This is a genomic window from Jidongwangia harbinensis (genome assembly GCF_020216025.1).
Lineage (GTDB): Bacteria > Actinomycetota > Actinomycetes > Mycobacteriales > Micromonosporaceae > Actinoplanes > Actinoplanes harbinensis.
Window position 1 is genome coordinate 120,688 of record NZ_JAIWNC010000003.1, and the last position, 22,860, is coordinate 143,547.

Genomic DNA, 22,860 nt, shown 5'->3' on the forward strand with positions numbered 1-22,860 from the left:
CCCGGCCGGCGCACCCGCCGGCCGGGAGGGGCGGCGTCAGACCTTGCTGTCGGCCAGTTCCTTGCGACGGTCGCGTGACGACTTCATCAGGCTGGCCACCGTCGCGATGCCCAGCGTGCCGATGATGACCAGCAGCGACAACCAGATCGGGATCTCCGGCGCCCACGGCACACCGTCACCGCCGTTGATGAACGACAGCTGGTTGGTGTGCAGCGCCTCCAGGAAGAGCTTCACACCGATGAAGGCGAGCACGAACGCCAGGCCGAGGTTGAGGTAGACCAGACGCTCCAGCAGGCCGCCGAGCAGGAAGTACAGCTGGCGCAGGCCCATCAGCGCGAAGACGTTCGCGGTGAAGACGAGGTACGGCTCCTTGGTGATGCCGAAGATCGCCGGGATCGAGTCCAGCGCGAAGATCAGGTCGGTGGTACCGATCGCGATCATCACGATCAGCATCGGCGTGAACAGCCGCTTGCCGGTCTCGGACAGCATCATCATCTTGCCGTCGCCGAACGACGAGGAGATCGGCAGCGCGCGCTTCGCCCACCGGATGAGGACGTTCTCCTTGAAGTCCTCCTCGTCGTTCTCGCCCTGCTTCACCAGCGTGACGGCGGTGTACACCAGGAAGGCACCGAAGATGTAGAAGACCCAGGAGAACTGCGCGATCAGCGCCGCACCGGCCGCGATGAACGCACCGCGCATCAGCAGCGCCAGCACGATGCCGATGAGCAGCACCTTCTGCTGGAGGCGCCGGGGCACCGCGAACCGGGCCATGATGATCACGAAGACGAACAGGTTGTCGACGGAGAGGCTGTACTCGGTCAGCCAGCCCGTGTAGAACTCCGCGGCGTACGTGCCGCCCGCGGTGACCCAGACGCCCACACCGAACAGCAGCGCGAAGGCCACGTAGAAGCCGACCCAGGACCCGGCCTCACGCATGCTGGGCTCATGTGGTCGCCGGCCGACGATCAGCAGGTCGACCGCGAGCACGGCGACGAGGGCGACCAGGGTGACGATCCAGACCCAGGCGGACACGTTCAACAGGAACCTCCGGCAGACACGGTTCATCGCTGCACCACGACTCGGTCGGGTGCAGCGACATGCGACTGTCGAAGGTCTCTTCCGCCGGGCGCCCGAGAGCGGGTGACCGACCGCCGGCCCCGGGTCCACCCTCAGGGATGGGACCGTGTTGACGAGACCGGCGCAGAGGAATACTCCCCTTCCAACCTCGCCATTGTGTCGCATCCACGGCAGTTCGCACACACCAGATGGGGATAAGTGCGCGAGGTCTCCCCGTCGGTGCCTAAAAGACCAGGTCGCGGACGCTTTTTGCACGGTACCGCACCACCGCTAGGGCATCCTAGGAGGCTAGCCACCTGCCGGTATGGCAGGCTGGCATCATGATCCTCGAAGTTGCCCTCATCGACGTCTTCCCCGGCCGGGAGGACGCCTTCGCCGCGGCGTACCAGAAGGCCCACCCGATCCTCGCCGGCACCCCCGGATGCCAGTCGGTACGGATGACCCGCGGCATCGAGTCACCGTCCCGGTTCGTGCTCCTGGTGGAGTGGGACAGCGTCGCGGCGCACCAGGAAAACTTCCGGGAGACCGAGCGCTTCGGCGAGTGGCGGGCGCTGATCGGGCCATTCTTCGCCAAGCCCCCGGTGGTCGAACACTTCACCGACGTCGCGGCCGGCTAGGCGGTCCCTGGCCCTCGCCGGGGCCTCGCCGGCCGGTCCGTCCGATGTCTCGGATGTCGGGCCGGTGGTGTCGTGGCGCCGGCCGAGTCGACGGCTTCGATTCCGCGTTTCCTGCGGCGTGCTCGTGGCACCGGTCCAGTCGACGGCTCGGACTCCGCGCCTGCCGTCTCGTGCGGGCGCTGGCGGTCGAGCGTCGGGCGGTCGGGCAGTAGGTGACCGCTATGGACGGGGTCGCAGGCGTGATGGGTCGCGCGTGGTTGCGCCGATGTGGCTTTGCCGAGCGCGCCGGAATCCGCACCCCGGGCGCGGGTCGGTCCCGGGCGCGCCACGCACCGCAACCCCACACGCCGGACGCGCGTGGCTTCCGGGCGCGCTGCGCGCCGCACCCCCACACGCCGGGCGCGTGTGGCTTCCGGGCGCGCTCCGCGCCGCACCCCACACGCCGGGCGCGCGTGGCTTCCGGGCGCGCTCCGCGCCGCGCCTCCACACGCCGGGCTCGGGTCGGAGGGGCGGGTGGAGTTGCGGCGCGAAGCGCGCCACTGCTCCCCACGCCCGAGCCGAAAGGTCGGGTGATGCGCTGCGGACGGGGACTCGGGCGACGCGGCCGTCCGCAGGCGTCGAACGTCCGCGGGCGTCGAAGTCGTGCAGCTGTGGTCGATATACGACCACAGGTGCACAAGATCTGCCGGCAGCGGACCCCACCACCAGCTCGGGCGCGGCGAGCTGACGTGCGATGCGCCGCGTCAGGTGACTGCCAGGAAATCCGGTGCGGAGCACGGCGGACCGTGGCTACGCTGCGGCGCGTGCCGGAATCGGACGAGGTGAACTGGGCGCCACTCGACGGCGCCGCCGACGACCTGGTGGCGCTGGCCATGGCCGGCCACGCGCGGGACGGCGGCCTGTCCGCTGCCACCGATCCGGGATTTCTGCGCGGCCGGTGGTCCGCCGAGGGCGTCGTGACACTCGGCGGGTGGGTCGGCGGCCGACTGGTCGCGGCCGGGGCGGTGCGTCCGTATCCGGCCGACGGCGGGGCGCTGTTCACCGGGCTGGTCCATCCGGACTGGCGTGGACGCGGGCTCGGCAGTCGACTGCTGGACTGGGGCCTGGCCGAGGGCAGCCGCCTGGACCAGGCCGAGGACAGCCGCCTGGACCAGGCCGAGGGCAGCCACCCTGACCCGGTCGAGGGTGGTCGCCCGGATCAAGTCGGCGAGGGAGTGGTCGCCGCCGTCGAGGACGGCCCTCTCGCCCCAGCCCTGGAACGCCCCGCCGGGAACGGTCCCGTCGGCGCCGAGGAGGACGGGTCCATCAGCCCGGAGGGCGGCGGTCGAGTGACGGTAGAGACCGAGTCGCTGGTGCCGGCCGCGGAGGCGCTGTTCCGTTCGCGCGGACTGCGTCAGGTGTTCGCCGAGGACGTGCTGCGGATCGACCTCACCGAGGCCGTGCCGGAGCCGGTGTGGCCGCCGGGGACCGTGCTGCGGGACTGGTCCGGGGACACTGCGCCGCGGTTCTTCGCTGTGTACCAGGCGGCGTTCCGGGAGCGGCCCGGCTTTCCGGGGTGGTCGGCGGAGGAGTGGATCGGCGACGCCGACGAGGACGCGGACTTCCGGCCGCGGCTGTCGGTGCTGGCCACCGTGCCGGGCGTGGGTGACGCCGGGTTCCTCCTCGCGGAGAGCGACCGGATCGCCCAGGTGGGTGTCGTGCCGGCGGCCCGCGGTGCCGGGGTCGGCGCGGCACTGGTCCGGGAGGCACTACGGCGGATGCGGGCCGGCGGTGCGGTGCGGGCCTCGCTCGAGGTCAATGTGAACAATCCGGCCGGGCGGTTGTACCGGCGGCTCGGATTCATCCCGGCCGGCCGGCGGGCGCGCTACGCGACCTGACGGCCGGCGGACGCGACCTGACGGCAGACGAACGTGCTACGCGACCTGACGGCCGGCACGTCACCCGAGCGCCGGCCGCCGACCCGCGACCGCCCCGGGGCCTCCGCACCCCGAGACCGCCAGCCCGCAGCCGCCCAGGACCAGAACCCCCACACCCCGAGACCGCCAGCCCGCAGCCGCCCAGGACCAGAACCCCCGCACCCCGAGACCGGCGGCCCGCGGTTGCCCACGGACCGCGTCGATCGGGAACCCCGGCGCTGGACGCTGATCCGGGTTACTTGACGCCGGTCATGTCCATCCCCCGCAGTTCCTTCTTCAGCTCGGACACCTCGTCGCGGATCCGGGCGGCCAGCTCGAACTGCAGCTCCCGGGCGGCGGCCAGCATCTGGTCGTTGAGGTCCTGGATGAGCTGTGCCAGCTCGGCGCGGGCCATGCCCTCGCGGGCCGGTGTGGACGAGGCGCGGGACTTGGACCGGGTCTCCGGCACCGGGCCCTTGCCACGGGACATCTGGCGGCCGCCGCCGCCGACCATGGCGCCGCTGACCGCGGTGTCGGTGTCCTCGGCCTCGCGGTAGATGTCGTCGAGGATGTCGTGGATCTTCTTGCGGAGCGCCTGCGGCACGATGCCGTTCGCCTCGTTGTGGGCGATCTGTTTGGCGCGGCGCCGGTCCGTCTCCTCGATGGCGTCGCGCATCGAGGGGGTCATCTTGTCGGCGTACATGTGGACCTCGCCCGAGACGTTACGGGCGGCGCGGCCGATGGTCTGGATGAGCGAGCGGCCGCTGCGCAGGAAGCCCTCCTTGTCCGCGTCCAGGATGGCGACCAGCGACACCTCGGGCAGGTCGAGGCCCTCGCGCAGCAGGTTGATGCCGACCAGGACGTCGTAGTCGCCCTTGCGGAGTTCCTTGAGCAGCTCGACCCGGCGCAGCGTGTCGACCTCGGAGTGCAGGTAGCGCACCCGGATGCCGTTCTCCAGCAGGTAGTCGGTGAGATCCTCGGCCATCTTCTTGGTCAGCGTGGTGACCAGCACCCGCTCGTCGCGGTCGGTGCGTTCCTTGATCTCGTGCATCAGGTCGTCGATCTGGCCCTTGGTCGGCTTCACCACGACCTGCGGATCGACCAGGCCGGTCGGCCGGATCACCTGCTCCACGTATTCCCCGCCGGTCTGCTGCATCTCCCACGGGCCCGGGGTGGCGGACAGGAAGACCATCTGGCCGACCCGCTCCAGGAACTCGTCGAAGCGCAGCGGCCGGTTGTCGGCGGCGCTGGGCAGCCGGAAACCGTGCTCGATGAGGATGCGCTTGCGGGAGGCGTCCCCCTCGTACATGCCGCCGATCTGCGGGATCGTCACGTGCGACTCGTCGATGATCGTGAGGAAGTCGTCCGGGAAGTAGTCGAGCAGGGTGAACGAGGGGTCACCGGGCTTCCGGCCGTCCATGTGCATGGAGTAGTTCTCGATGCCGTTGCAGAACCCGACCTGGCGCATCATCTCGATGTCGTACGTGGTGCGCATCCGCAGCCGCTGCGCCTCCAGCAGCTTGCCCTGCCGCTCCAGCTCGGCCAGCCGCTCGGCCAGCTCGGCCTCGATGTCACGGATCGCCCGCTCCATCCGCTCCGGGCCGGCCACGTAGTGCGTAGCCGGGAAGATGACCAGCTCGTCCACCTCGCGGACGATCTCGCCGGTCAGCGGGTGCAGGTAGTAGAGCTTCTCCACCTCGTCGCCGAACAGCTCGACGCGCACGGCCAGTTCCTCGTACGCCGGGATGATCTCCAGGGTGTCCCCCCGGACCCGGAACGTGCCCCGCTGGAAGGCCATGTCGTTGCGCGAATACTGGATCTCCACCAGGCGGCGGAGCAGCTTGTCCCGGTCGACCTCCTGGCCCACCTTCACGTGGGCGGCGCGCTCGACGTATTCCTGCGGGGTGCCCAGGCCGTAGATGGCACTCACCGTGGCGACCACCACGACGTCGCGGCGGGTCAGCAGCGACATGGTGGCCGAGTGCCGCAGGCGCTCGACCTCCTCGTTGACCGACGAGTCCTTCTCGATGTAGGTGTCGGTCTGCGCGATGTACGCCTCGGGCTGGTAGTAGTCGTAGTAGCTGACGAAGTATTCCACCGCGTTGTTCGGCAGCAGCTCGCGCAGCTCCTTCGCCAGCTGGGCGCAGAGCGTCTTGTTGGGCGCCATCACCAGCGCCGGCCGCTGCAGGCGCTCGATGAGCCAGGCGGCGGTGGCGCTCTTGCCGGTGCCGGTCGCGCCGAGCAGCACCGAGTGCCGGTCTCCGCCGCGGACCCGGCGCTCCAAGTCGTTGATCGCCGTGGGCTGGTCGCCGGCCGGCTGGAAATCGCTGATGACCTCGAAACGGCCGTCGAGGCGTGGGATGTCGAGCGCCATGGGGTCCACGGTACGTCGGGGGTATGACAAGTTTCCGGGCCCACCGGAAGCGATCGACCGGCGGCTGTGCTCAGGGTGCACAATCGGCACCACCGCCGGGCATTGTCCCGGGTTTCCACGGCCCTCTACCCTGATGCGGTAGGCCGCTTCGCGGCGGCCGCCGAGCGGGCTCCGGGACCGTCCGATGGCCCCTCCGCCCGGCACCGTGGTTGCAGCCCCGGCCCTGCCGGCGTGCGCACCGACGGTGGTCGTGCCTAGTGCCGACCGGCCGCCGCGACGGCCCCTTCCTTGTCGGCCCCCCTGTCGGCCCCGCGTATGCCGCTCAGGCGCAGACGGACGCCAGCGGCCCGCTCAGCCACAGACCCGCACGCCGGCTCGCCGCTCAGGCACAGACCGGATGCCAGCCGGTCTGCAGTGCCCAGGTGTCCGCCGCCCGGGCCTCCGCGTCGAACCACGGCTCCTTCGCCTCCGCGTACCCGTCGATGTCGCCGTGCTCGGCCGCCCAGCGTTCCTTGGCCTGGGCGTACTCGTCCCGCGCGGCCGGCACCGCCCGCAGGTGGTCGCGCATGAGCAGCGCGAACCGCCAGCCGGGGGATCCGGACACGCGGACGTGCAGGTTGACCGACCGGCCCGGGTCGGCGCTGCCGTGCAGCCGCTTCGGCCAGGTCTTGCCCGGTATGCCGCGGGCGTTGTCGTACCACTCCCCCGCGCGGCGGGGCAGTCCGGCGCGCAGCAACGCACCGGCCAGCCCGTCCGCCTCCTCCAACGTGCGGACGCCGAGCATCAGGTCGATGAGATCCTTGGCGGGGAGTCCGGGCACGGCGGTGGAACCGATGTGGGCGACGGGGACCCGGGGGCCGACCGCGTGCCGGATCCGGGCGATGATCCGGGCCGCCTGCGCCGGCCAGTCCGGATTCGACGGCATGATCCGCAGGGTACGGTCCGGCACCGCGATCTGGCCGGTCCGCAGGTTCCATTCGTACGGCCGGAGCCGGTCCCGCCACAGCCGGTCCACCTGCGCGTGCAACTCGGTGAGCCCGGCCTCGTTGGTGAGCAGCACGTCCGCGGCGGCGTGCCGCCGGTCGTCGCCGGCCTGGGCGGCGATCCGGGCCGCGGCCTGTTCCGGGGTCATGCCGCGGGTCTGTGCCAGCCGCCGCACCCGGACGTCCTCGCTCGCGGCGACGACCAGGACCAGATGGTACGTGGGGGCGATACCGGTCTCGACGAGCAGCGGTACGTCGTTGACCACCACGGCGTCGGCGGGTGCGGCGGCGGCCAGTTCGGCGGTGCGGGCGCGTACCCGGGGGTGGATGATCTGTTCCAGCCGGCGGCGGGCGGTCTCGTCGCCGAACACCCGCGCGCCGAGGGCGGGCCGGTCCAGGGTGCCGTCCGGGCCGACGACGTCCGGTCCGAACGCCTCGGCCACCTCGGCGAGCCCGTCGGTGCCGGGTGCGACGACCTCGCGGGCCAGCACGTCGGCGTCGATCACGACGGCGCCGTGCCGGGCGAGCCGTTGCGCCACCGCACTCTTGCCGGCGCCGATTCCACCGGTCAGACCCACCATCAGCACCGGGCAAGTATGGCCGAAAGGCCGCCCGCGACAGAAGTCGCGGACGGCCTTTCGGATGGATCAGCGGTTACCTCGCCGATCGGCGGTTCACTTGCCGCCGGCGAGCTTCTCGCGCAGTGCGGCGAGCGCCTCGTCGGTGGCCAGCGTGCCGGCCGGCTCCTCGGCCGCGCGCGCCGGTGCCGGCGAGCTCGACGAGGAGGACGAGGAGGACGACGTCGCACCGCCACCGCCACCGGGCGCCGGCGGGTTGAGCGCGGCGTCGGCGTCGGCCTCGCGGGACGCCTGCACCTGCTTGGTGTGGGCCTCCCAGCGCTCGCGGGCGTCGGCGTACTGCTTCTCCCACGTCTCGCGCTGCTTGTCGAAGCCCTCGAGCCACTCGCCCGTCTCCGGGTCGAAGCCCTCCGGGTAGATGTAGTTGCCCTCGGCGTCGTACGTCGCGGCCATGCCGTAGAGGGTCGGGTCGAAGTGCTCCTCGCCCTCGACGAAGCCCTCGTTGGCCTGCTTGAGCGACAGCGAGATCCGGCGCCGCTCCAGGTCGATGTCGATGACCTTGACCAGGACGTCGGAGCCCACCTGGACGACCTGCTCGGGCAGCTCGACGTGCCGCTCGGCCAGCTCGGAGATGTGCACCAGGCCCTCGATGCCGTCGTCCACCCGGACGAAGGCGCCGAACGGAACCAGCTTGGTGACCTTGCCCGGCACGATCTGGTTGATCGCGTGGGTGCGGGCGAACTGGCGCCACGGGTCTTCCTGGGTGGCCTTCAGCGACAGCGAGACGCGCTCGCGGTCCAGGTCGACGTCGAGCACCTCGACCTCGACCTCCTGGCCGACCTCGACGACCTCGGACGGGTGGTCGATGTGCTTCCAGGACAGCTCCGAGACGTGCACCAGGCCGTCCACGCCACCCAGGTCCACGAAGGCACCGAAGTTGACGATGGAGGACACGACGCCCTTGCGGACCTGGCCCTTCTGCAGCTTGTTGAGGAACTCGGTGCGGACCTCGGACTGCGTCTGCTCGAGCCAGGCGCGGCGGGACAGGACCACGTTGTTGCGGTTCTTGTCCAGCTCGATGATCTTCGCCTCGAGCTCGCGACCGACGTACGGCTGGAGGTCGCGCACGCGGCGCATCTCGACCAGGGAGGCGGGGAGGAAGCCACGCAGGCCGATGTCCAGGATGAGACCACCCTTGACGACCTCGATGACGGAGCCGCGCACGACGCCGTCGTCCTCCTTGATCTTCTCGATCGTGCCCCACGCCCGCTCGTACTGCGCGCGCTTCTTCGAGAGGATCAGCCGGCCTTCCTTGTCCTCCTTCGTGAGAACAAGGGCCTCGATGTGGTCTCCGACCGACACCACTTCCGCGGGGTCCACGTCATGCTTGATCGACAACTCGCGCGAGGGGATGACACCCTCGGTCTTGTAGCCGATGTCGAGCAGGACCTCGTCCCGATCGACCTTAACGACGGTTCCCTCGACAATGTCGCCGTCGTTGAAGTACTTGATGGTCTCGTCGATGGCCGCGAGGAAAGCTTCCTCCGAGCCGAGGTCGTCGACGGTGACCCTGGTGGCGCTCGAGGTGGCCTCGATGCTGCTCGTCATGTGGACTGTTGCTCCGAACGGATGGTTTCGTGGTGTCTCTCGCGCTCCGCGGAACTGCCGACGGGCACAGCACGAACATCCGTTGTGATCATGACGGTGGAGTCTGACCATGCGAGTCTGATCGAGCTGGGACCGACGACCACGGAACCTGCTCCCTGCCGAGGCACACGATCCGCGAGCGCATCGACTAGCTTACCGTGCGCATTACCACAGGTTGCAAGCCCTCCTGCCGACGGCGGCACAATGTTCTCACCAAAGCCCCCACCAGGGGCGATATGTCCTGATTCGGGGACGAGTTCGACACCGGAGTGTCGGCGGAGGGCCCGGCGCCCTCCCGTACCGTGGCCGGGGTGATCGAGGAACAGCCCTCCGGCACAGCCGTGACCCGCCGTCCGGTGACCGACGCCGAGAGCCGCGTCGCCAGCCGGCGGTGGTGGGACGCGGACGCCGACGAGTACCAGGCCGAGCACGGCGCGTTCCTCGGTGACGTGGACTTCGTCTGGTGCCCCGAGGGGCTGCGCGAGGCGGACGCCCGGCTGCTCGGCGACGTCCGGGGGCAGCGGGTCCTGGAACTCGGCGCCGGCGCCGCGGCCGGCGCCCGCTGGCTGGCCGGGCAGGGCGCCGAGGTGGTTGCGCTGGACCTCTCCGCGGGCATGCTGCGGCACGCGCGGGAGGCCGCCGACCGGTCCGGGGTACGGGTGCCGCTGATCCAGGCGGACGCGCTGGCGCTGCCGTTCGCGGACCGGGCGTTCGACGTGGTGTGCACCGCGTTCGGGGCGGTGCCGTTCGTGGCCGACTCCGGCGCCGTGATGCGCGAGGTGGCCCGGGTGCTGCGCCCCGGCGGCAGCTGGGTGTTCTCGATCACGCACCCGATGCGGTGGATCTTCCTGGACGAGCCCGGGGAGGCGGGACTGACCGCGGTGCACTCGTACTTCGACCGCCGCCCGTACGTGGAGCAGGACCCCGGCGGCGTGCCCTCGTACGTCGAGCAGCACCGCACGCTCGGCGACCGGGTGCGGGAGCTGGTCGCCGCCGGATTCGTCCTGCACGACCTGGTGGAACCCGAGTGGCCGGCCGGGCACGACCAGATCTGGGGCCAGTGGAGCCCGCTGCGCGGACGGCTGTTCCCGGGTACGGCCATCTTCGTCACCCGTCGCGACCAGGGTTGAGTCGGTTTTCGCGTCGGTTCTCCGGGTACTGCCAGGGCATGGCAGACAACCTGAGCAAGGGCGACAAGGTGTCCTGGAAGAGCCACGGCGAGCAGGTGCACGGGACCGTGGAACAGAAGATCACCTCCCGTACCGAGGAGGCGGGCCGCACCGTGGCCGCGTCGAAGGACGACCCGCAGTACAAGGTCAGGAGCGACAAGACCGGGCGCGAGGCGGTGCACAAGCCGGGAGCGCTGAAGCATGACGACTGAGACGTACGCCGAGTTCTCCGACGCGGTCAACATGACCGCGTCGGAGTTGGAGAAGTGGCTGGGCACCGAGGAGTCGAAGGCGGTCGGCCAGAAACCGGCCGGCGGCGGCGAATCCGTCGGGCACGACTCCGGCCGCCGCGTTGTCGCGATCCTGCGCGCCCGCAAGGACGATCTGACCGATGCGGACGAGGACCACATGCGCAAGGCCATCGGGTACGTGCACCGCCACCTCGCCCAGCGCCCGGACGGGGACGTGCGGGACACGCCGTGGCGGCACTCGCTGATGAACTGGGGCCACGACCCGCTCAAGCACTGAGAGCGGGTCCGGCGAGGGGTCGGTGGATCCCACCCGACGGAGCCGGCTCCGGGCGCCCGCCGAATCCCCGGCCCGGCCCCGGGTGCGGGCCGCGGCCGCCGGACTCGGCCAGACCGGTGGTGAGGGTGACCTGGCGCTCCGGCAGCGGCGGGCGGAGTTCAGGCCGGAATCGTCTGGCCCAGGTCCAGAGGTCAGGCCGAGACCGCCTCGCCCAGGTCCAGAGGTCAGGCCGAGACCGCCTCGCCCAGGTCCAGCAGCCCGCCCAGTAGCGCCAGCGCGCCCGGGACCAGCCGGTAGTACACCCAGGTGCCGCGGCGGTCGCTGTGCACCAGGCCGGCCTCCCGAAGGACCTTGAGGTGGTGGGAGATGGTGGGTCCGGTCAGCTGGAACTCGCCGGTGAGGTCGCAGACGCAGACCTCACCACGGCCGGCGGACGCGATCATCGACAGCAGGCGCAGACGGACGGGGTCGCCGAGCGCCTTGAACATGGGGGCGAACGCGTCGGCCTGTTGGGCGTCGAGCGCTCCCTGCACCACCGGCGTCCACGCCGGCGTGTCTCTACGTGACGTCGTCTCCGAGGAAAGGGTGGGCATGCGCATAGCCTTGCAGAGCCCCGCAAGTCCTCTGTGAACGTACTATTGGGGCAGCTCAGCAGGGACACACGGGCAAGAACGGTGCCACCCGCGCCGGACGTCGCGGGCGCACACCCGGCGACCACTGTCAGTGATCGGCGCCGTTCCAGTCGCGGCCGTGCCCGACCGACACCTCGAGCGGCACGGACAGCGGGTAGGCCCCGCCCATCTCGCGGCGGACCAGTTCCTCCAGCGCCTCGCGTTCCTCCGCGGCGACCTCGAACACCAGCTCGTCGTGCACCTGCAGCAGCATCCGGGAGCGCAGGCCCGAGTCGCGCAGCGCCTCGTCGACGCGCAGCATGGCGACCTTGATGATGTCGGCGGCCGACCCTTGGATCGGGGCGTTGAGTGCCATCCGCTCGGCCATCTCGCGGCGCTGCCGGTTGTCGCTGGACAGGTCCGGCAGGTAGCGCCGGCGGCCCAGGATGGTGGCGGTGTAGCCGTCCTGCACCGCCCGCCGCACCACCACCTGCAGGTAGTCGCGGACCCCGCCGAAGCGCTCGAAGTATTCCTCCATCAGCCCGCGCGCCTCCTCGGTGGAGATGCCGAGCTGGTTGGACAGGCCGAACGCGCTGAGTCCGTACGCCAGGCCGTAGTTCATCGCCTTGATCTTGCGGCGCTGGTCGGGCACGACGTCCTCGACCGGCACGTGGAACACCGACGAGGCGGTGGCGGCGTGGAAGTCGGCGCCGGAGTTGAACGCGGCGATCAGCGCGTCGTCGCCGGAGAGGTGCGCCATGATGCGCATCTCGATCTGGCTGTAGTCGGCGGTCATCAGCAGGTCGTAGCCGCCGCCGACGATGAACGCGCGGCGGATCCGCCGGCCCTCCTCGGTGCGGATCGGGATGTTCTGCAGATTGGGCTCGGTGGACGACAGCCGGCCGGTGGCGGCCACCGTCTGGTTGAACGTGGTGTGGATGCGCCCGTCGTCGGAGACGGACTTGAGCAGGCCGTCCACGGTGGACTTCAGCCGGGCCACGTCGCGGTGCCGCAGCAGGTGCGCCAGCAGCGGGTCGCCGGTCTGCGCGAACAGGCTCTGCAGCGCGTCGGCGTCGGTGGTGTAGCCGGACTTGATCTTCTTGGTCTTGGGCAGGTTGCGCTCGGTGAACAGGATCTCCTGCAACTGCTTGGGCGACCCGAGGTTGAACTCGCGGCCGACCACCTCGTGCGCGCTCTGCGCGGCCGCCTTCACCTCCGCGGCGAAGTGCGCCTCCAGCTCGGACAGGTAGTCGGTGTCGGCGGCGATGCCGATCGCCTCCATGGCGCCCAGCACCACCGACAGCGGCTGCTCCACCTCCATCAGCAGGCGCTGCGAGGCGCCGTCGTCTCGGGACAGCTCCTCGGTCAGCGTGTCGGCCAGATCCAGCGTGGCGCGGGCCCGCAGCATGACGTTCTGCTCCGCCACGCCCTCGTCGCCCAGCCCGTCCAGGGTGAGCTGACCGTCGTCCGGGGTGTCCACCCGCAGCTCGCGCTTGAGGTAGCGCAGCGCCAGGTCGGTCAGGTCGTACGCCCGCTGGTCGGGCTTCGCCAGGTAGGCCGCGAGGGCGGTGTCGACCCGGACCCCGGCCAGCGACCAGCCGTGCGCCCGGAACGCCAGCATCGCCGGCTTGGCGTCGTGGATCACCTTGGGCCGGGCCGGCTCGGCCAGCCAGGCGGCCACCGCGCGCTCGTCGTTCTCGTCCAGCGTGGCCGGGTCGAACCAGGCGGCGGGACCGTCGCCGGTGGCCACCGCGACGCCGGTCAGCTCGCCGGTGCCGCGGCCGAACCGCCCGGTCACCGCGACGCCGACCGGAGCGGCCCCGGCGTGTTCCCGCAGCCACCCGGCGACCTGGCCGGCGCCCAGCACGCTGCCGGACAGGTCGAAGCCGGACTCGGCCTCGGGCTCCACCGCGTCCAGATAGGAATACAACCGCTCGCGCAGCACCCGGAACTCCAGCGCGTCGAACACCTGGTGCACGGCCTCGCGGTCCCAGCCCTGCCACTTCACGTCGGCCGGGGCGAGCGGCAGCTCCAGGTCGGTGACCAGCGCGTTGAGGTCGTAGTTGCGGAGCACGTCGGCCAGGTGGGCGCGCAGGTTCTCGCCGGCCTTGCCCTTGATCTTGTCAACGTTCGCCACGATGCCGTCGAGGCCGCCGTACTCCTTGATCCATTTGGCCGCGGTCTTGTCGCCGACACCGGGCACGCCGATCAGGTTGTCGCTGGTCTCGCCGACCAGCGCGGCCTTGTCGCGGTAGCGCTCCGGGGGGACGAAGTACTTCGCCTCGATGGCGGCCGGGGTCATCCGCCACACCTCGGAGACGCCGCGCACCGGATAGAGGATCGTGACGTGCTCGCCGGCGAGCTGGAAGGCGTCCCGGTCGCCGGTCGAGATGATCACTTCCATGCCCTGGTCGCGGGCCTGGCAGGAGAGCGTGGCGATGACGTCGTCCGCCTCGTAGCCGGGCTTCTCCACCACCGGGATGCGCAGCGCCTCCAGCACCTCCTTGATCAGGCTGACCTGACCCTGGAACGGCTGCGGTGTCTCCGAGCGGCCCGCCTTGTACTCCGCGTACTTGTCGGTGCGGAAGGAGTGCCGGGAGACGTCGAAGGCCACCACGATGTGCGTCGGCTGCTCGTCGCGCAACATGTTGATCAGCATCGAGGTGAAACCGAAGACCGCGTTGGTGGGCTGCCCGGTCTGCGTGGAGAAGTTCTCCACCGGCAGGGCGAAGAACGCCCGGTACGCCAGGGAGTGTCCGTCGAGAAGCAGTAGTCGGGGCGCGTCGTTGCTCACGGGGGACGACTCTAGTCGCCGGGTACGACAGAAAAGCCGAGGGCGGCCGTGGTGACACGGCCGCCCTCGAAAGAGACGGTCAGGCGACGCCCAGGTACGCCTCTTTGACCGCGGGGTCGTGCAGCAACTCCTGGCCGGTGCCCTCCTTGACGATCCGGCCGGTCTCCAGCACGTAGCCCCGGTGTGCCCGGGACAGTGCCTGCTGCGCGTTCTGCTCCACCAGCAGCACCGTGGTGCCCTGCTGGTTGATCTCCGTGATGATGTCGAAGATCTGCCGGATCACCATCGGGGCCAGACCCATCGACGGCTCGTCCAGCAGCAGCAGCTTCGGCCGGCTCATCAGGGCCCGGCCGACCGCGAGCATCTGCTGCTCGCCGCCGGACATCGTGCCGCCGGCCTGCTTCCGGCGCTCGGCCAGCCGCGGGAAGAGACCGAACACCCGATCCAGGTCCGCCGCGATGCCCGCGGAGTCCTTACGGGTGTACGCGCCCATGTCCAGATTCTCCAGCACCGTCATGCCGGGGAAGATCCCCCGGCCCTCCGGCGACTGGCAGATACCCAGGGGCACCCGCAGGTCGGCCCGCATGGTGCTGATGTCCTGGCCGTTGAACAGGATCCGGCCGGACGACAGCGCGTTGAGCCCGGAGATGGCCCGCATGGTGGTGGTCTTGCCGGCGCCGTTCGCGCCGATCAGCGCCACCACCTCGCCCTCGTCGACCCGCAACGTGAGGCCGTGCAGCGCCTCGATGCGGCCGTACCGCACGGTGATGTTGTCGAGCTCAAGCATCAGCGGACTCCCCCAGGTAGGCGGCGATCACCTTCGGGTTCTCCCGCACCTCGGCCGGCGAGCCCTCGGCGATCTTCTTGCCGAACTCGAGCACCACGATGCGGTCGGTGACGCCCATGACGAGCCGCATGTCGTGCTCGATCAGCAGCACCGTGTATCCCATGTCCCGGACCTGCTTGATGAGCTGCATCAGCTCTTCCTTCTCGGCCGGGTTGAAGCCCGCCGCGGGCTCGTCCAGGCACAACAGCTTCGGCTCGGTGGCCAGTGCCCGGGCGATCTCGAGACGGCGCTGGTCGCCGTACGGAAGGTTGCGGGCCAGGTCGTTGGCCCGCTGCTCGATGCCGACGAAGCGGAGCAGGTCGAGCGACTTGCGCTCGCCGGCCCGCTCCTCCAGCGTGTGCCGGGACAGACCGAAGATCTTCGCCGACGTACGCCGGATCTGCTGGATCGTGCGGATCAGGCCGTTGTCCGAGTTCACCACCGGCAGTTCCTCCGGCTTGACCCGCTTACGGTACAGCCGGAACAGGGCACCCACGACACTGGTGTAGTGCCGTGAGTCGGTGCCCACCATGACGTTCTCCAGCGCCGTCATCTCCGGGAACAACCGGATGTTCTGGAACGTACGCGCCACACCCATCCGGTTGATCTGGTGCGGCTTGCGCCCGGTGATCCGCTGGCTGTCGAACGTCACCGCGCCCGACGTCGGCTTGTACACCCCGGTCATGACGTTGAAGCAGGTCGTCTTGCCGGCACCGTTCGGGCCGATCAGGCCCAGGATCTCGCCCTTGTAGAGCTGGAAGCTGACGTCGTTGAGCGCCACCACGCCGCCGAACCGCAACGTCACGTGGTCGACGTCCAGCAGCACCTCGCGTCCGGTCGGATCAGACACCGGGAGCCACCTCCTCCTGACGGTCCTTCAACTCTCGGGCCCGCCGCCGGCTCGGGATCAGTCCCTGCGGGCGCAGGAGCATGACCAGCACCAGGGCCAGACCGAACACCAGGAACCGCCACTCGTTGAAGTCGCGGAACCGCTCCGGCAGGTACGCCAGCAGGAACGCGCCGAGCGCCACGCCGGCCATGTTGCCCGACCCGCCGACCACCACCATGGCGACGAACAGGATGGACAGCTGCGCGTTGAACTGCTCGGGCTCGATGAACCCGCCCCGGCTGGCGAACAGGAAGCCGGACAGCCCGCCGAGGGCCGCGCCGATGGCGAACGCCCACAGCTTGAACTTGAACGGGTAGACGCCCATCACGGCCGCCGCGTCCTCGTCCTCACGCACCGCCAGCCAGGCCCGGCCGACCCGGCTGTTCTCCAACCGCCGCACCCCGAACACCACGAGCAGCACGACGGTCAGCGCCAGCCAGTACCAGGGCTTGACGTCGATCAGGCCGAACACGGTGTTGTCGGGCGAAGGGGCACCCTGCGGCCCGGGGATCGCCGCGACACCGGACGGCCCGCCGGACCAGCTCGGCGAGTTCCGGACCACGATCCGGATGATCTCGCCGAAGCCCAGCGTCACGATGGCCAGGTAGTCACCGCGCAGGCGCAGCGTCGGCCAGCCCAGCAGCACACCCGAGATCATCGCGATGGCCAGCGCGATCGGAATACATACCGCCCAGGTCACCGCCCAGTCCTCGGACAGGTTGAACCGGTTCTGCAGCGCCGCGACCACCGGCGACTGCCGGGACCCGAACAGCGCCACGCTGTACGCACCGACCGCGAAGAAGCCGACGTACCCCAGGTCGAGCAGGCCGGCCAGGCCGATGACCACGTTCAGGCCAATCGCGATCAACACATAGATGGCGCAGGTGAAGAGCACACCGGCCCAGTTGTTGCCACCGTCGATCGAGTCGGTGCGCAGCCAGACCAGGCCCGGGATGCCGAGCAGCGGCAGGTAGTAGAGGAAGACCACGAACGCCAGGAAGGCGGCGTACCGCTGCCACTTCGGCAGCGCCCGGAACCGGGAACCGACTCCGCCGGTGAGGTCGCGGATCCGGTCGAGGGGGTTGTTGCGAGTGACCTCGGTCATGCGCGTGCCCTCCCCAACGACTCGCCGAGCAGGCCGGTCGGCCGGAACAGCAGGACGACCACGAGCACCACGAACGCCGCGACGTCCTCCCAGTTGGAGGAGGTCAGCGTCGCCGCGTACACCTCGACCACACCGAGCAGCAGGCCGCCCAGCAGCGCGCCGCGCAGGTTGCCGATGCCGCCGAGTACGGCCGCGGTGAACGCCTTCAGGCCGAGCAGGAAGCCCACGTTGAACCGGGTGTTGCCGTACCGGATCGCGTACAGCAGCGCGGCGGCCCCCGCCAGAAGACCACCGAGCAGGAAGATCAGCATGATCACCCGGTCCTTGTTGACGCCCATCAGCGCCGCGGTGTCCGGATTCTGGGCCACCGCCCGCACCCCCCGGCCGTACCGGGTGCGGTTGATGAACTGGTCCAGCGCGAACATCATCACGAGCGCTGCCACGACCGTGAGCAGCTGGGTGTTCGTCACCCCGGTGTTGCCGATGGTGAAGAGCACCTCCTGCGGCAGGATCGTCGGCATACCGACGATCAGCCGCCCCTGCCAGAGGCCGAACGCCTCGGACAGCACCAGCGACAGACCGATCGCGGTGATCAGGAAGATCAGCGGTGGGGCGTTCATCTCCCGCAGCCGCTTGTACGCGATCCGTTCCACCGCCACCGCCGTCGCACCGGACGCCAGCGCACCGCCCACGAGGCCGGCCACCAGGAAGACCAGCATCAGCCCGAAACCGGGATTGTCCGTCGCACCCAACATCGACCAGGTACCCAGGACGGCGAACGTGCCGACCATGAAGACCTCGGAATGGGCAAAGTTGATCAACTTCAGAACGCCATAGACCAGCGTGTAGCCGAGCGCGACGAGGGCATAGATCGAGCCCTTCGCCAAACCGTCCACCGTGTGCTGGCCCAGGTGCCCGAAGAGTTCGTCGAAGTTCACCAAAACTCCTTCTGCACCAGACGCGGCCGGAGGTATGACACCTCCGGCCGCATCACCGCACCTCGGCTCAGCTGAGCTTGATCTCCTGCTGAGGCTCGAACTCCGTACCCTTGATCTGGTACGACCAGACGACGACCTTGGACTTGTCGACGTCACCGGTCTCGTCGAACTTCAGGTACTTCGACACGCCCTGCTTGTCGTACGCGTCCACCCACGCCAGCAGGTCGGCACGGGTCTTCTTGCCCGCCTTGTAACCCTCGAGCAGGACGGTCGCCGCGTCGTAGCCCTCGGCGCCGTAGGAACCCGGAGCGTTGCCGTACTCCTTCTGGAAGTCGGCGGAGAAGGTGCCACCGGCCTCGGCGGCCGGCAGACACGGGCAGGTCACGATCGCACCGTTGGCGGCTTCGCCGGCACCCTTCGGGAACGCCGGGTCGTACAGGCCGTCGAAGCCCAGGAACTTGGCCGTCACGCCGCCCGCACGGGCCTGCTTGAGCAGCGGCGCCGCCTCGTTGGTGTAGCCGCCGTACGCGATCACGTCCGGCTTGGCCGACTTCATCTTCGAGATGGTGGCGTCGAAGTTCGTCTGGTCCTTCTGGACCTTGTCGGACCCGACGACGGTCGCGCCGAGGCCCTTCTTGACCTCGTCGATGATGCCCAGGCCGTACGGAGTGCCGTCGTCGATGACGAAGACCTTCTGGGCCTTGAACACGTTCTTGATGTACCCCACCGCGGCGGTGCCCTGCGTGGCGTCGTTGCCGACGACCCGGTGGAACGACTTGTTGCCGCCCGCGGTCAGCTCGGTCGCGGTCGCCGACGGGGCGACCATCACGAGGCCGGCCGCCTCGTAGATCGGCATCGTGGCCTTCGACTCGCCGGAGAAGTGACCACCGATCACCGAGGTGAAGGACTGGTCCTGCGCCACCTGGTTCGCGATCGGGGTGGCCTGCTGCGGCTCACCCGTGGTGTCGAACTCCTGCATGGTCACCTGGCAGTCCGCGTTCGCGGCGTTGTGCTGCTTCACCGCCAGCTTGGCGGCGTTCAGCGACGGGATCACCAGGCCCGCGTTCGGGCCGGTGAAGGCACCGAAGATCGCGATCTTGCCACCACAGTCGGAAGCGTTCGAGTTGTCGGTGCCGCCACCCCCGGAGTCCTGGCAGCCCGCCGCCGCGAAGAGCGCGGCAGCCAGACCCACAGCACCGAGGACCCGTGCATAGTTTCGCCTCAAGGCTTATGACCTTTCATCCAGGTGCAGGGTGCGGCGCCCCGGACAGAGGCACACCACGTGTCCGTTGCCGTCTCCGTCGTGTCCGAACCGCAAAACCTGCGTACTGCTCGTGATGGCGCAGCGTACTTGGCCGAGAATTGCTGCCGTAACCCGTGGCACGCACGCTTGCCAAACCGTTACGAAGCGCTGCTCGAAAGTCTGAGGGAAATCCGCCACCCGGTCAGGGTAGGAACGCTCCCCGCGTTACCCGGGCGTTTCCGCCGTGTAAATCCGCCCAGCTTCGGAGTCATCGGATACAAGGAGCAGACGGCTCCCATCACCGGAAACCGCCACAGAGGTCTCGGCCCGGGCGGCCATCGGAGCGGGCAGCGCCACCGGGCGCCAGTTCCGCCCGCCGTCCGCCGAGTCCCACAGCGCGTAGGCGTCACCGTCTGACGTCACGCAGAACAGCCGATCACCCTGCGCGACGAGCGAGCGTACGCCGGAGAACGCGGTGGGCCGGACCGAACCGAACGTCCCCACCTGCTCCCAGCCGCCCGCCGCCAGCCGCCACGCCCCGAACGACCCGCCGCGCAGCCCCACCGCCACCGGCGTGGTCCCGGCCATCGCGACCTGCTGCAGTTCCTCGTACGCCGGCGTCGGAGCGAGCGCCGCCAGCCGCTGCCAGGAGCGCCCGTCCGCCGACCGCCACCCCATCACGTCCCGGTCCACCCGGCCCTTGGCAAGCCAGCCGCCCACCACCAGCCAGCCGTCCGGCACCGCCACCGCGTCGAACGCCCAGGTCTCCCCGGACGGGTCCGCCGCCAGCTGCGGTGCCCGCTCGATCAGCTCGAACTCCGAGGCGTCCGGAGACCGCCACACCGCCGCCCCGCTCACCCGGTTGCCGGAGATCAGGAAACCTCGCGGCCCGGCGTCGAGCCGGGACACGTTCACCGCCTCCGACCCGCCGAACAGCACGAACGGCGCAAGCACCTCGTGCAGCACGCCGTCGCCCGCGGCGTACCAGGAACTCGTCCGCGGGTTGCCGTGCGCGCCACCGACCTTCCCGCCCAGCGCGGCCATCCGGCCGGCCTGGCAGGCGACCGAGGACAGGACGTTCTGGCGACCGTAGTAGGAACGCGCATCGGTGCGCATCGGCGTCCACGCCGAGCCGTCGGTGCTCGACCACGCGGCCGGCGTCGTACCCCCGGCGGCGTCCCGCACCGCGCCCACGACGAACCAGCGCCCGTCGCACACCGCCGCGTCCCGCACCATCGCGGCGCCGGCCACGCCGGCCGGCGGCGGCAGCCGCAACTCCTGCCAGGCCATGCCCAACGGCGCCGGCGGCGGTGCCGGATCGTCCGCACAACCCGACACCAGGAGTACGGACCCGAGCAGCGCCGCGACCGCCCGCCGCACCCGGCTCATTTCGGTGGTTCCGCCTCGGCCTGCTGCTCGGCCAGGATCCGCTCGGCCACCTCACGCATGGTCATCCGGTGATCCATCGCGGTCCGCTGGATCCACTTGAACGCCTGCGGCTCGGTCATCGAGTAGCGGGTCATCAGCTCGCCCTTGGCCCGCTCCACCGCCTTGCGCGTCTCCAGGCGGTCGGTGAGCGTGCCCACCTCCGCCTCCAGCGCGGCGATCTCGGAATACCGGGAGAGCGCGATCTCGATCGCCGGCACCAGGTCCGACTTCTGGAACGGCTTCACCAGGTACGCCATCGCGCCGGCCGCCCGGGCCCGCTCGACCAGGTCCCGCTGGCTGAACGCGGTCAGGATGACCACCGGCGCGATCTTCGCCCCGGCGATCCGCTCGGCCGCCGCCAGGCCGTCCATGATCGGCATCTTGATGTCCAGGATGACCAGGTCGGGCGACAGGTCCTCGGCCAGCCGCACGGCGGTCTCGCCGTCGCCCGCCTCGCCCACCACGTCGTAGCCTTCCTCGACGAGCATCTCGGCCAGATCCAGCCGGATGAGGGCCTCGTCCTCGGCGATGAGTACCCGCCTGCGCTCGGCGCTCGCCTGCGTGTCGGCCACGAACCCCTACCCCTCGACGCTTGTCAGTCGCGACACCCCGGTATGTGGGTGTCACCCTCATCAGCCTAGTGGGTAGTCTGTCCGTGGCTCAGCCTGGCGTGACCAACTGCGACCAAGCCGGGCCGCCTCGTCCCCGTATCCCAACGGCAGAGGAAATGGTCTCAAACACCATCCAGTGTGGGTTCGAATCCCACCGGGGACACCATTCCCGTCACACGCCGGGAGCAGAAATCCGGCGGGCCTCCCATTCACGTTCGTCGGAAGTCCGGGGAATGGCATGCCCGCGGAGTTTCGGGACCAGCCATTCACCGTAGTCCGGAACGGTCCGGAAAAAGACGGTCTCCGGGCGCCGTGACGAATGGAAACGCACCGGCCGGAATCGCACGTCCCGCCGGTTCGACAACCCACACCCAGGTGCCTGCCTGCCGTCGGCGGGCCGTCGGCGGCGACGGTTCGCCGAGATAACCACCACCCACACGCGGTTCCCGGCATTCGGGAATGACCATGAAGTGGCGTCGCGGCCGGACGGCCCGGCAAAGCCGGGCCGCGTCGATGGCCGCGCCTCTTTTCGCAGCACAAGCCCCGGTAAGGGACACGAACCGCCGATCGTGGTCGCGGATTCCGGACGCGGGCCGGTGCCCGGAACGGCAGCCGGTTCCGGCGCGCCCACGCCATTGTGGGAGGAACCGCCGGACACCCGGATGACGGCGGGACGGGCGGATTTACCCCTATCTGCGTTACATCTTGGTTAACGTATCCGGCGCTCGCCGTTCCCGCGGTCGGTCCCGTTCCCGTTGCCCCGCCCGGCGGGCGGGCTCGGCTTCGCCGACCGGTCCGGCGGGCCGGCGCCGGACGGCTTCCCCGGATCGGCGGGCCGGCCGGGATCGGAGGGGCGGCCGGGACCGGCCGGTGGACCGGACCGGCCCGGCGGCGGGCTCGCGGACGGGCCGGCCGACGGACCGGCGAGCCGGGCGGCGCAGAACGCCGGCACCTTCGCCGTCCCGCCGGCCGCGACCGACAGCGCCCGCCGGGCCTCGGCCGGCATCCGGCGGCCCGGATCGTCCCGGGCGGCCTGCCACTGGCGGCACAGCGCGGGCACGTCCCGGTCGGCCGGGGCCGTCGGCGAGGGCCGCGGCGCCGGCGTGCTGGTGGGTGCGGAACCGGCGGGACGTCCGGGGTCCACGGGCGTGGTGCGGTTCTCCGGCGGCGGCACGCCGAGCCCGGAGAACATGCGGTGTGCGCGGTGCTGCGCGGCGGCGGGGAGGTTCCCGGTCTCCGCCGCCACCGCGGTACCGCCCGCCGCCAGGACGGCCAGGACGGCCGCCACCTTCACCGTGACCGCCCGGGCGGGCAGGATGCGTGTACGGCGGACGTCGCTCCGGGTGCGGACGGATCCGGCATCCCGATACGCGGCCGAGAGCCTGGCCGCCGCAGCCCGTTCGCCGGCCAGTTCCCCGGGGGAGGGGGGTGCACCGGCGGCGGCGAGCAGGGCGGTCAGACCGTCGTGTTCGGGGCCGGTGGGGTCGCCGGCTATCAGCCGTTCGACGTCCGCCGAGCCGATCCGGGGAGTCCGCCGTACACGCATC

At 70.4% G+C, this 22,860-nt stretch carries 19 protein-coding genes and 1 tRNA gene; 6 read left to right on the forward strand and 14 right to left on the reverse strand.

What is annotated here, in order from left to right:
• Positions 1 to 36: 36 nt before the first annotated feature.
• Positions 37 to 1,038, reverse strand: coding sequence for a TerC family protein (locus LDL48_RS05405; protein ID WP_225254125.1), 1,002 nt, complete (start codon positions 1,036 to 1,038; stop codon positions 37 to 39).
• Between the two features lie 359 nt (positions 1,039 to 1,397).
• On the opposite strand from LDL48_RS05405, the gene LDL48_RS05410 reads away from it, so the two are divergent.
• Both LDL48_RS05410 and LDL48_RS05415 read left to right on the forward strand, forming a co-directional pair.
• Positions 1,398 to 1,694, forward strand: coding sequence for an antibiotic biosynthesis monooxygenase family protein (locus LDL48_RS05410; protein ID WP_225253875.1), 297 nt, complete (start codon positions 1,398 to 1,400; stop codon positions 1,692 to 1,694).
• An 803-nt stretch (positions 1,695 to 2,497) separates the two neighbouring features.
• Positions 2,498 to 3,571, forward strand: a complete 1,074-nt coding sequence (locus tag LDL48_RS05415; protein ID WP_225253876.1) for a GNAT family N-acetyltransferase — start codon at positions 2,498 to 2,500, stop codon at positions 3,569 to 3,571.
• A 274-nt stretch (positions 3,572 to 3,845) separates the two neighbouring features.
• Here LDL48_RS05415 and uvrB read toward each other — a convergent pair whose 3' ends face one another.
• The 3 genes from uvrB to rpsA all read right to left on the reverse strand — a co-directional run bounded on the left by uvrB (position 3,846) and on the right by rpsA (position 9,132).
• The gene (gene uvrB, locus LDL48_RS05420; RefSeq protein WP_225253877.1) at positions 3,846 to 5,963 is read right to left on the reverse strand and encodes an excinuclease ABC subunit UvrB; all 2,118 of its coding nucleotides are present in this window, start codon (positions 5,961 to 5,963) and stop codon (positions 3,846 to 3,848) included.
• A gap of 382 nt (positions 5,964 to 6,345) precedes the next feature.
• Positions 6,346 to 7,533, reverse strand: a complete 1,188-nt coding sequence (coaE, locus tag LDL48_RS05425) for a dephospho-CoA kinase (protein ID WP_225253878.1) — start codon at positions 7,531 to 7,533, stop codon at positions 6,346 to 6,348.
• A gap of 87 nt (positions 7,534 to 7,620) precedes the next feature.
• Positions 7,621 to 9,132: a 30S ribosomal protein S1 gene (gene rpsA / locus LDL48_RS05430; RefSeq protein ID WP_225253879.1), complete on the reverse strand. Its 1,512-nt coding sequence runs from the start codon at positions 9,130 to 9,132 to the stop codon at positions 7,621 to 7,623.
• A 341-nt stretch (positions 9,133 to 9,473) separates the two neighbouring features.
• On the opposite strand from rpsA, the gene LDL48_RS05435 reads away from it, so the two are divergent.
• Genes LDL48_RS05435 through LDL48_RS05445 form a run of 3 tightly spaced genes read left to right on the forward strand, consistent with a single transcriptional unit; the run spans position 9,474 to position 10,868 of the window.
• A complete protein-coding gene (locus LDL48_RS05435; protein WP_308016435.1) occupies positions 9,474 to 10,301 on the forward strand; it encodes a class I SAM-dependent methyltransferase in 828 nt (275 codons plus the stop codon).
• Between the two features lie 38 nt (positions 10,302 to 10,339).
• The gene (locus LDL48_RS05440) at positions 10,340 to 10,552 is read left to right on the forward strand and encodes a hypervirulence associated TUDOR domain-containing protein (RefSeq protein WP_225253881.1); all 213 of its coding nucleotides are present in this window, start codon (positions 10,340 to 10,342) and stop codon (positions 10,550 to 10,552) included.
• Positions 10,542 to 10,868, forward strand: coding sequence for a DUF3140 domain-containing protein (locus tag LDL48_RS05445; protein ID WP_225253882.1), 327 nt, complete (start codon positions 10,542 to 10,544; stop codon positions 10,866 to 10,868). Before LDL48_RS05440 ends, LDL48_RS05445 begins: the two co-directional genes overlap by 11 nt.
• 224 nt (positions 10,869 to 11,092) lie before the next feature.
• Here the strand turns inward: LDL48_RS05445 and LDL48_RS05450 are convergent, their stop codons facing one another.
• From LDL48_RS05450 to LDL48_RS05490, 9 genes are all read right to left on the reverse strand, one after another.
• On the reverse strand, positions 11,093 to 11,461 hold the full coding sequence (locus tag LDL48_RS05450; protein WP_225253883.1) for an ArsR/SmtB family transcription factor: 369 nt from the start codon (positions 11,459 to 11,461) through the stop codon (positions 11,093 to 11,095).
• A gap of 127 nt (positions 11,462 to 11,588) precedes the next feature.
• The gene (gene polA, locus LDL48_RS05455; RefSeq protein WP_225253884.1) at positions 11,589 to 14,273 is read right to left on the reverse strand and encodes a DNA polymerase I; all 2,685 of its coding nucleotides are present in this window, start codon (positions 14,271 to 14,273) and stop codon (positions 11,589 to 11,591) included.
• Between the two features lie 79 nt (positions 14,274 to 14,352).
• Positions 14,353 to 15,063: an ABC transporter ATP-binding protein gene (locus tag LDL48_RS05460; RefSeq protein ID WP_225254126.1), complete on the reverse strand. Its 711-nt coding sequence runs from the start codon at positions 15,061 to 15,063 to the stop codon at positions 14,353 to 14,355.
• A complete protein-coding gene (locus tag LDL48_RS05465; protein ID WP_225253885.1) occupies positions 15,053 to 15,949 on the reverse strand; it encodes an ABC transporter ATP-binding protein in 897 nt (298 codons plus the stop codon). The genes LDL48_RS05460 and LDL48_RS05465 overlap by 11 nt, the downstream gene beginning before the upstream one ends.
• Entirely contained in the window at positions 15,942 to 17,093 is a 1,152-nt protein-coding gene (locus tag LDL48_RS05470; protein ID WP_225253886.1) for a branched-chain amino acid ABC transporter permease, read from the reverse strand. Before LDL48_RS05470 ends, LDL48_RS05465 begins: the two co-directional genes overlap by 8 nt.
• Positions 17,090 to 18,031, reverse strand: coding sequence for a branched-chain amino acid ABC transporter permease (locus LDL48_RS05475; RefSeq protein WP_225253887.1), 942 nt, complete (start codon positions 18,029 to 18,031; stop codon positions 17,090 to 17,092). The genes LDL48_RS05470 and LDL48_RS05475 overlap by 4 nt, the downstream gene beginning before the upstream one ends.
• A 67-nt stretch (positions 18,032 to 18,098) precedes the next feature.
• Positions 18,099 to 19,256 carry a branched-chain amino acid ABC transporter substrate-binding protein gene (locus LDL48_RS05480; protein WP_225253888.1) on the reverse strand — a complete coding sequence of 386 codons (1,158 nt, stop codon included), beginning with the start codon at positions 19,254 to 19,256 and terminating at the stop codon, positions 18,099 to 18,101.
• A 243-nt stretch (positions 19,257 to 19,499) separates the two neighbouring features.
• Positions 19,500 to 20,663: a hypothetical protein gene (locus LDL48_RS05485; protein ID WP_225253889.1), complete on the reverse strand. Its 1,164-nt coding sequence runs from the start codon at positions 20,661 to 20,663 to the stop codon at positions 19,500 to 19,502.
• A complete protein-coding gene (locus tag LDL48_RS05490) occupies positions 20,660 to 21,274 on the reverse strand; it encodes an ANTAR domain-containing response regulator (protein ID WP_225253890.1) in 615 nt (204 codons plus the stop codon). Before LDL48_RS05490 ends, LDL48_RS05485 begins: the two co-directional genes overlap by 4 nt.
• Before the next feature lie 129 nt (positions 21,275 to 21,403).
• Here LDL48_RS05490 and LDL48_RS05495 point away from each other — a divergent pair.
• Positions 21,404 to 21,479: transfer RNA gene (locus LDL48_RS05495), tRNA-Leu, on the forward strand.
• Between the two features lie 543 nt (positions 21,480 to 22,022).
• Here the strand turns inward: LDL48_RS05495 and LDL48_RS05500 are convergent.
• A complete protein-coding gene (locus tag LDL48_RS05500; protein ID WP_225253891.1) occupies positions 22,023 to 22,859 on the reverse strand; it encodes a hypothetical protein in 837 nt (278 codons plus the stop codon).
• Between the last annotated feature and the right edge of the window lies 1 nt (position 22,860).

Excerpts from the sequence above, each read along its gene's own strand:
- LDL48_RS05410 (WP_225253875.1), top strand. The coding sequence starts at position 1,398 with ATGATCCTCGAAGTTGCCCTCATCGACGTCTTCCCCGGCCGGGAGGAC.
- uvrB (WP_225253877.1), bottom strand. The coding sequence starts at position 5,963 with ATGGCGCTCGACATCCCACGCCTCGACGGCCGTTTCGAGGTCATCAGC.
- rpsA (WP_225253879.1), bottom strand. The coding sequence starts at position 9,132 with ATGACGAGCAGCATCGAGGCCACCTCGAGCGCCACCAGGGTCACCGTC.
- LDL48_RS05440 (WP_225253881.1), top strand. The coding sequence starts at position 10,340 with ATGGCAGACAACCTGAGCAAGGGCGACAAGGTGTCCTGGAAGAGCCAC.
- LDL48_RS05445 (WP_225253882.1), top strand. The coding sequence starts at position 10,542 with ATGACGACTGAGACGTACGCCGAGTTCTCCGACGCGGTCAACATGACC.
- LDL48_RS05450 (WP_225253883.1), bottom strand. The coding sequence starts at position 11,461 with ATGCCCACCCTTTCCTCGGAGACGACGTCACGTAGAGACACGCCGGCG.
- LDL48_RS05470 (WP_225253886.1), bottom strand. The coding sequence starts at position 17,093 with ATGACCGAGGTCACTCGCAACAACCCCCTCGACCGGATCCGCGACCTC.
- LDL48_RS05485 (WP_225253889.1), bottom strand. The coding sequence starts at position 20,663 with ATGAGCCGGGTGCGGCGGGCGGTCGCGGCGCTGCTCGGGTCCGTACTC.
- LDL48_RS05500 (WP_225253891.1), bottom strand. The coding sequence starts at position 22,859 with ATGCGTGTACGGCGGACTCCCCGGATCGGCTCGGCGGACGTCGAACGG.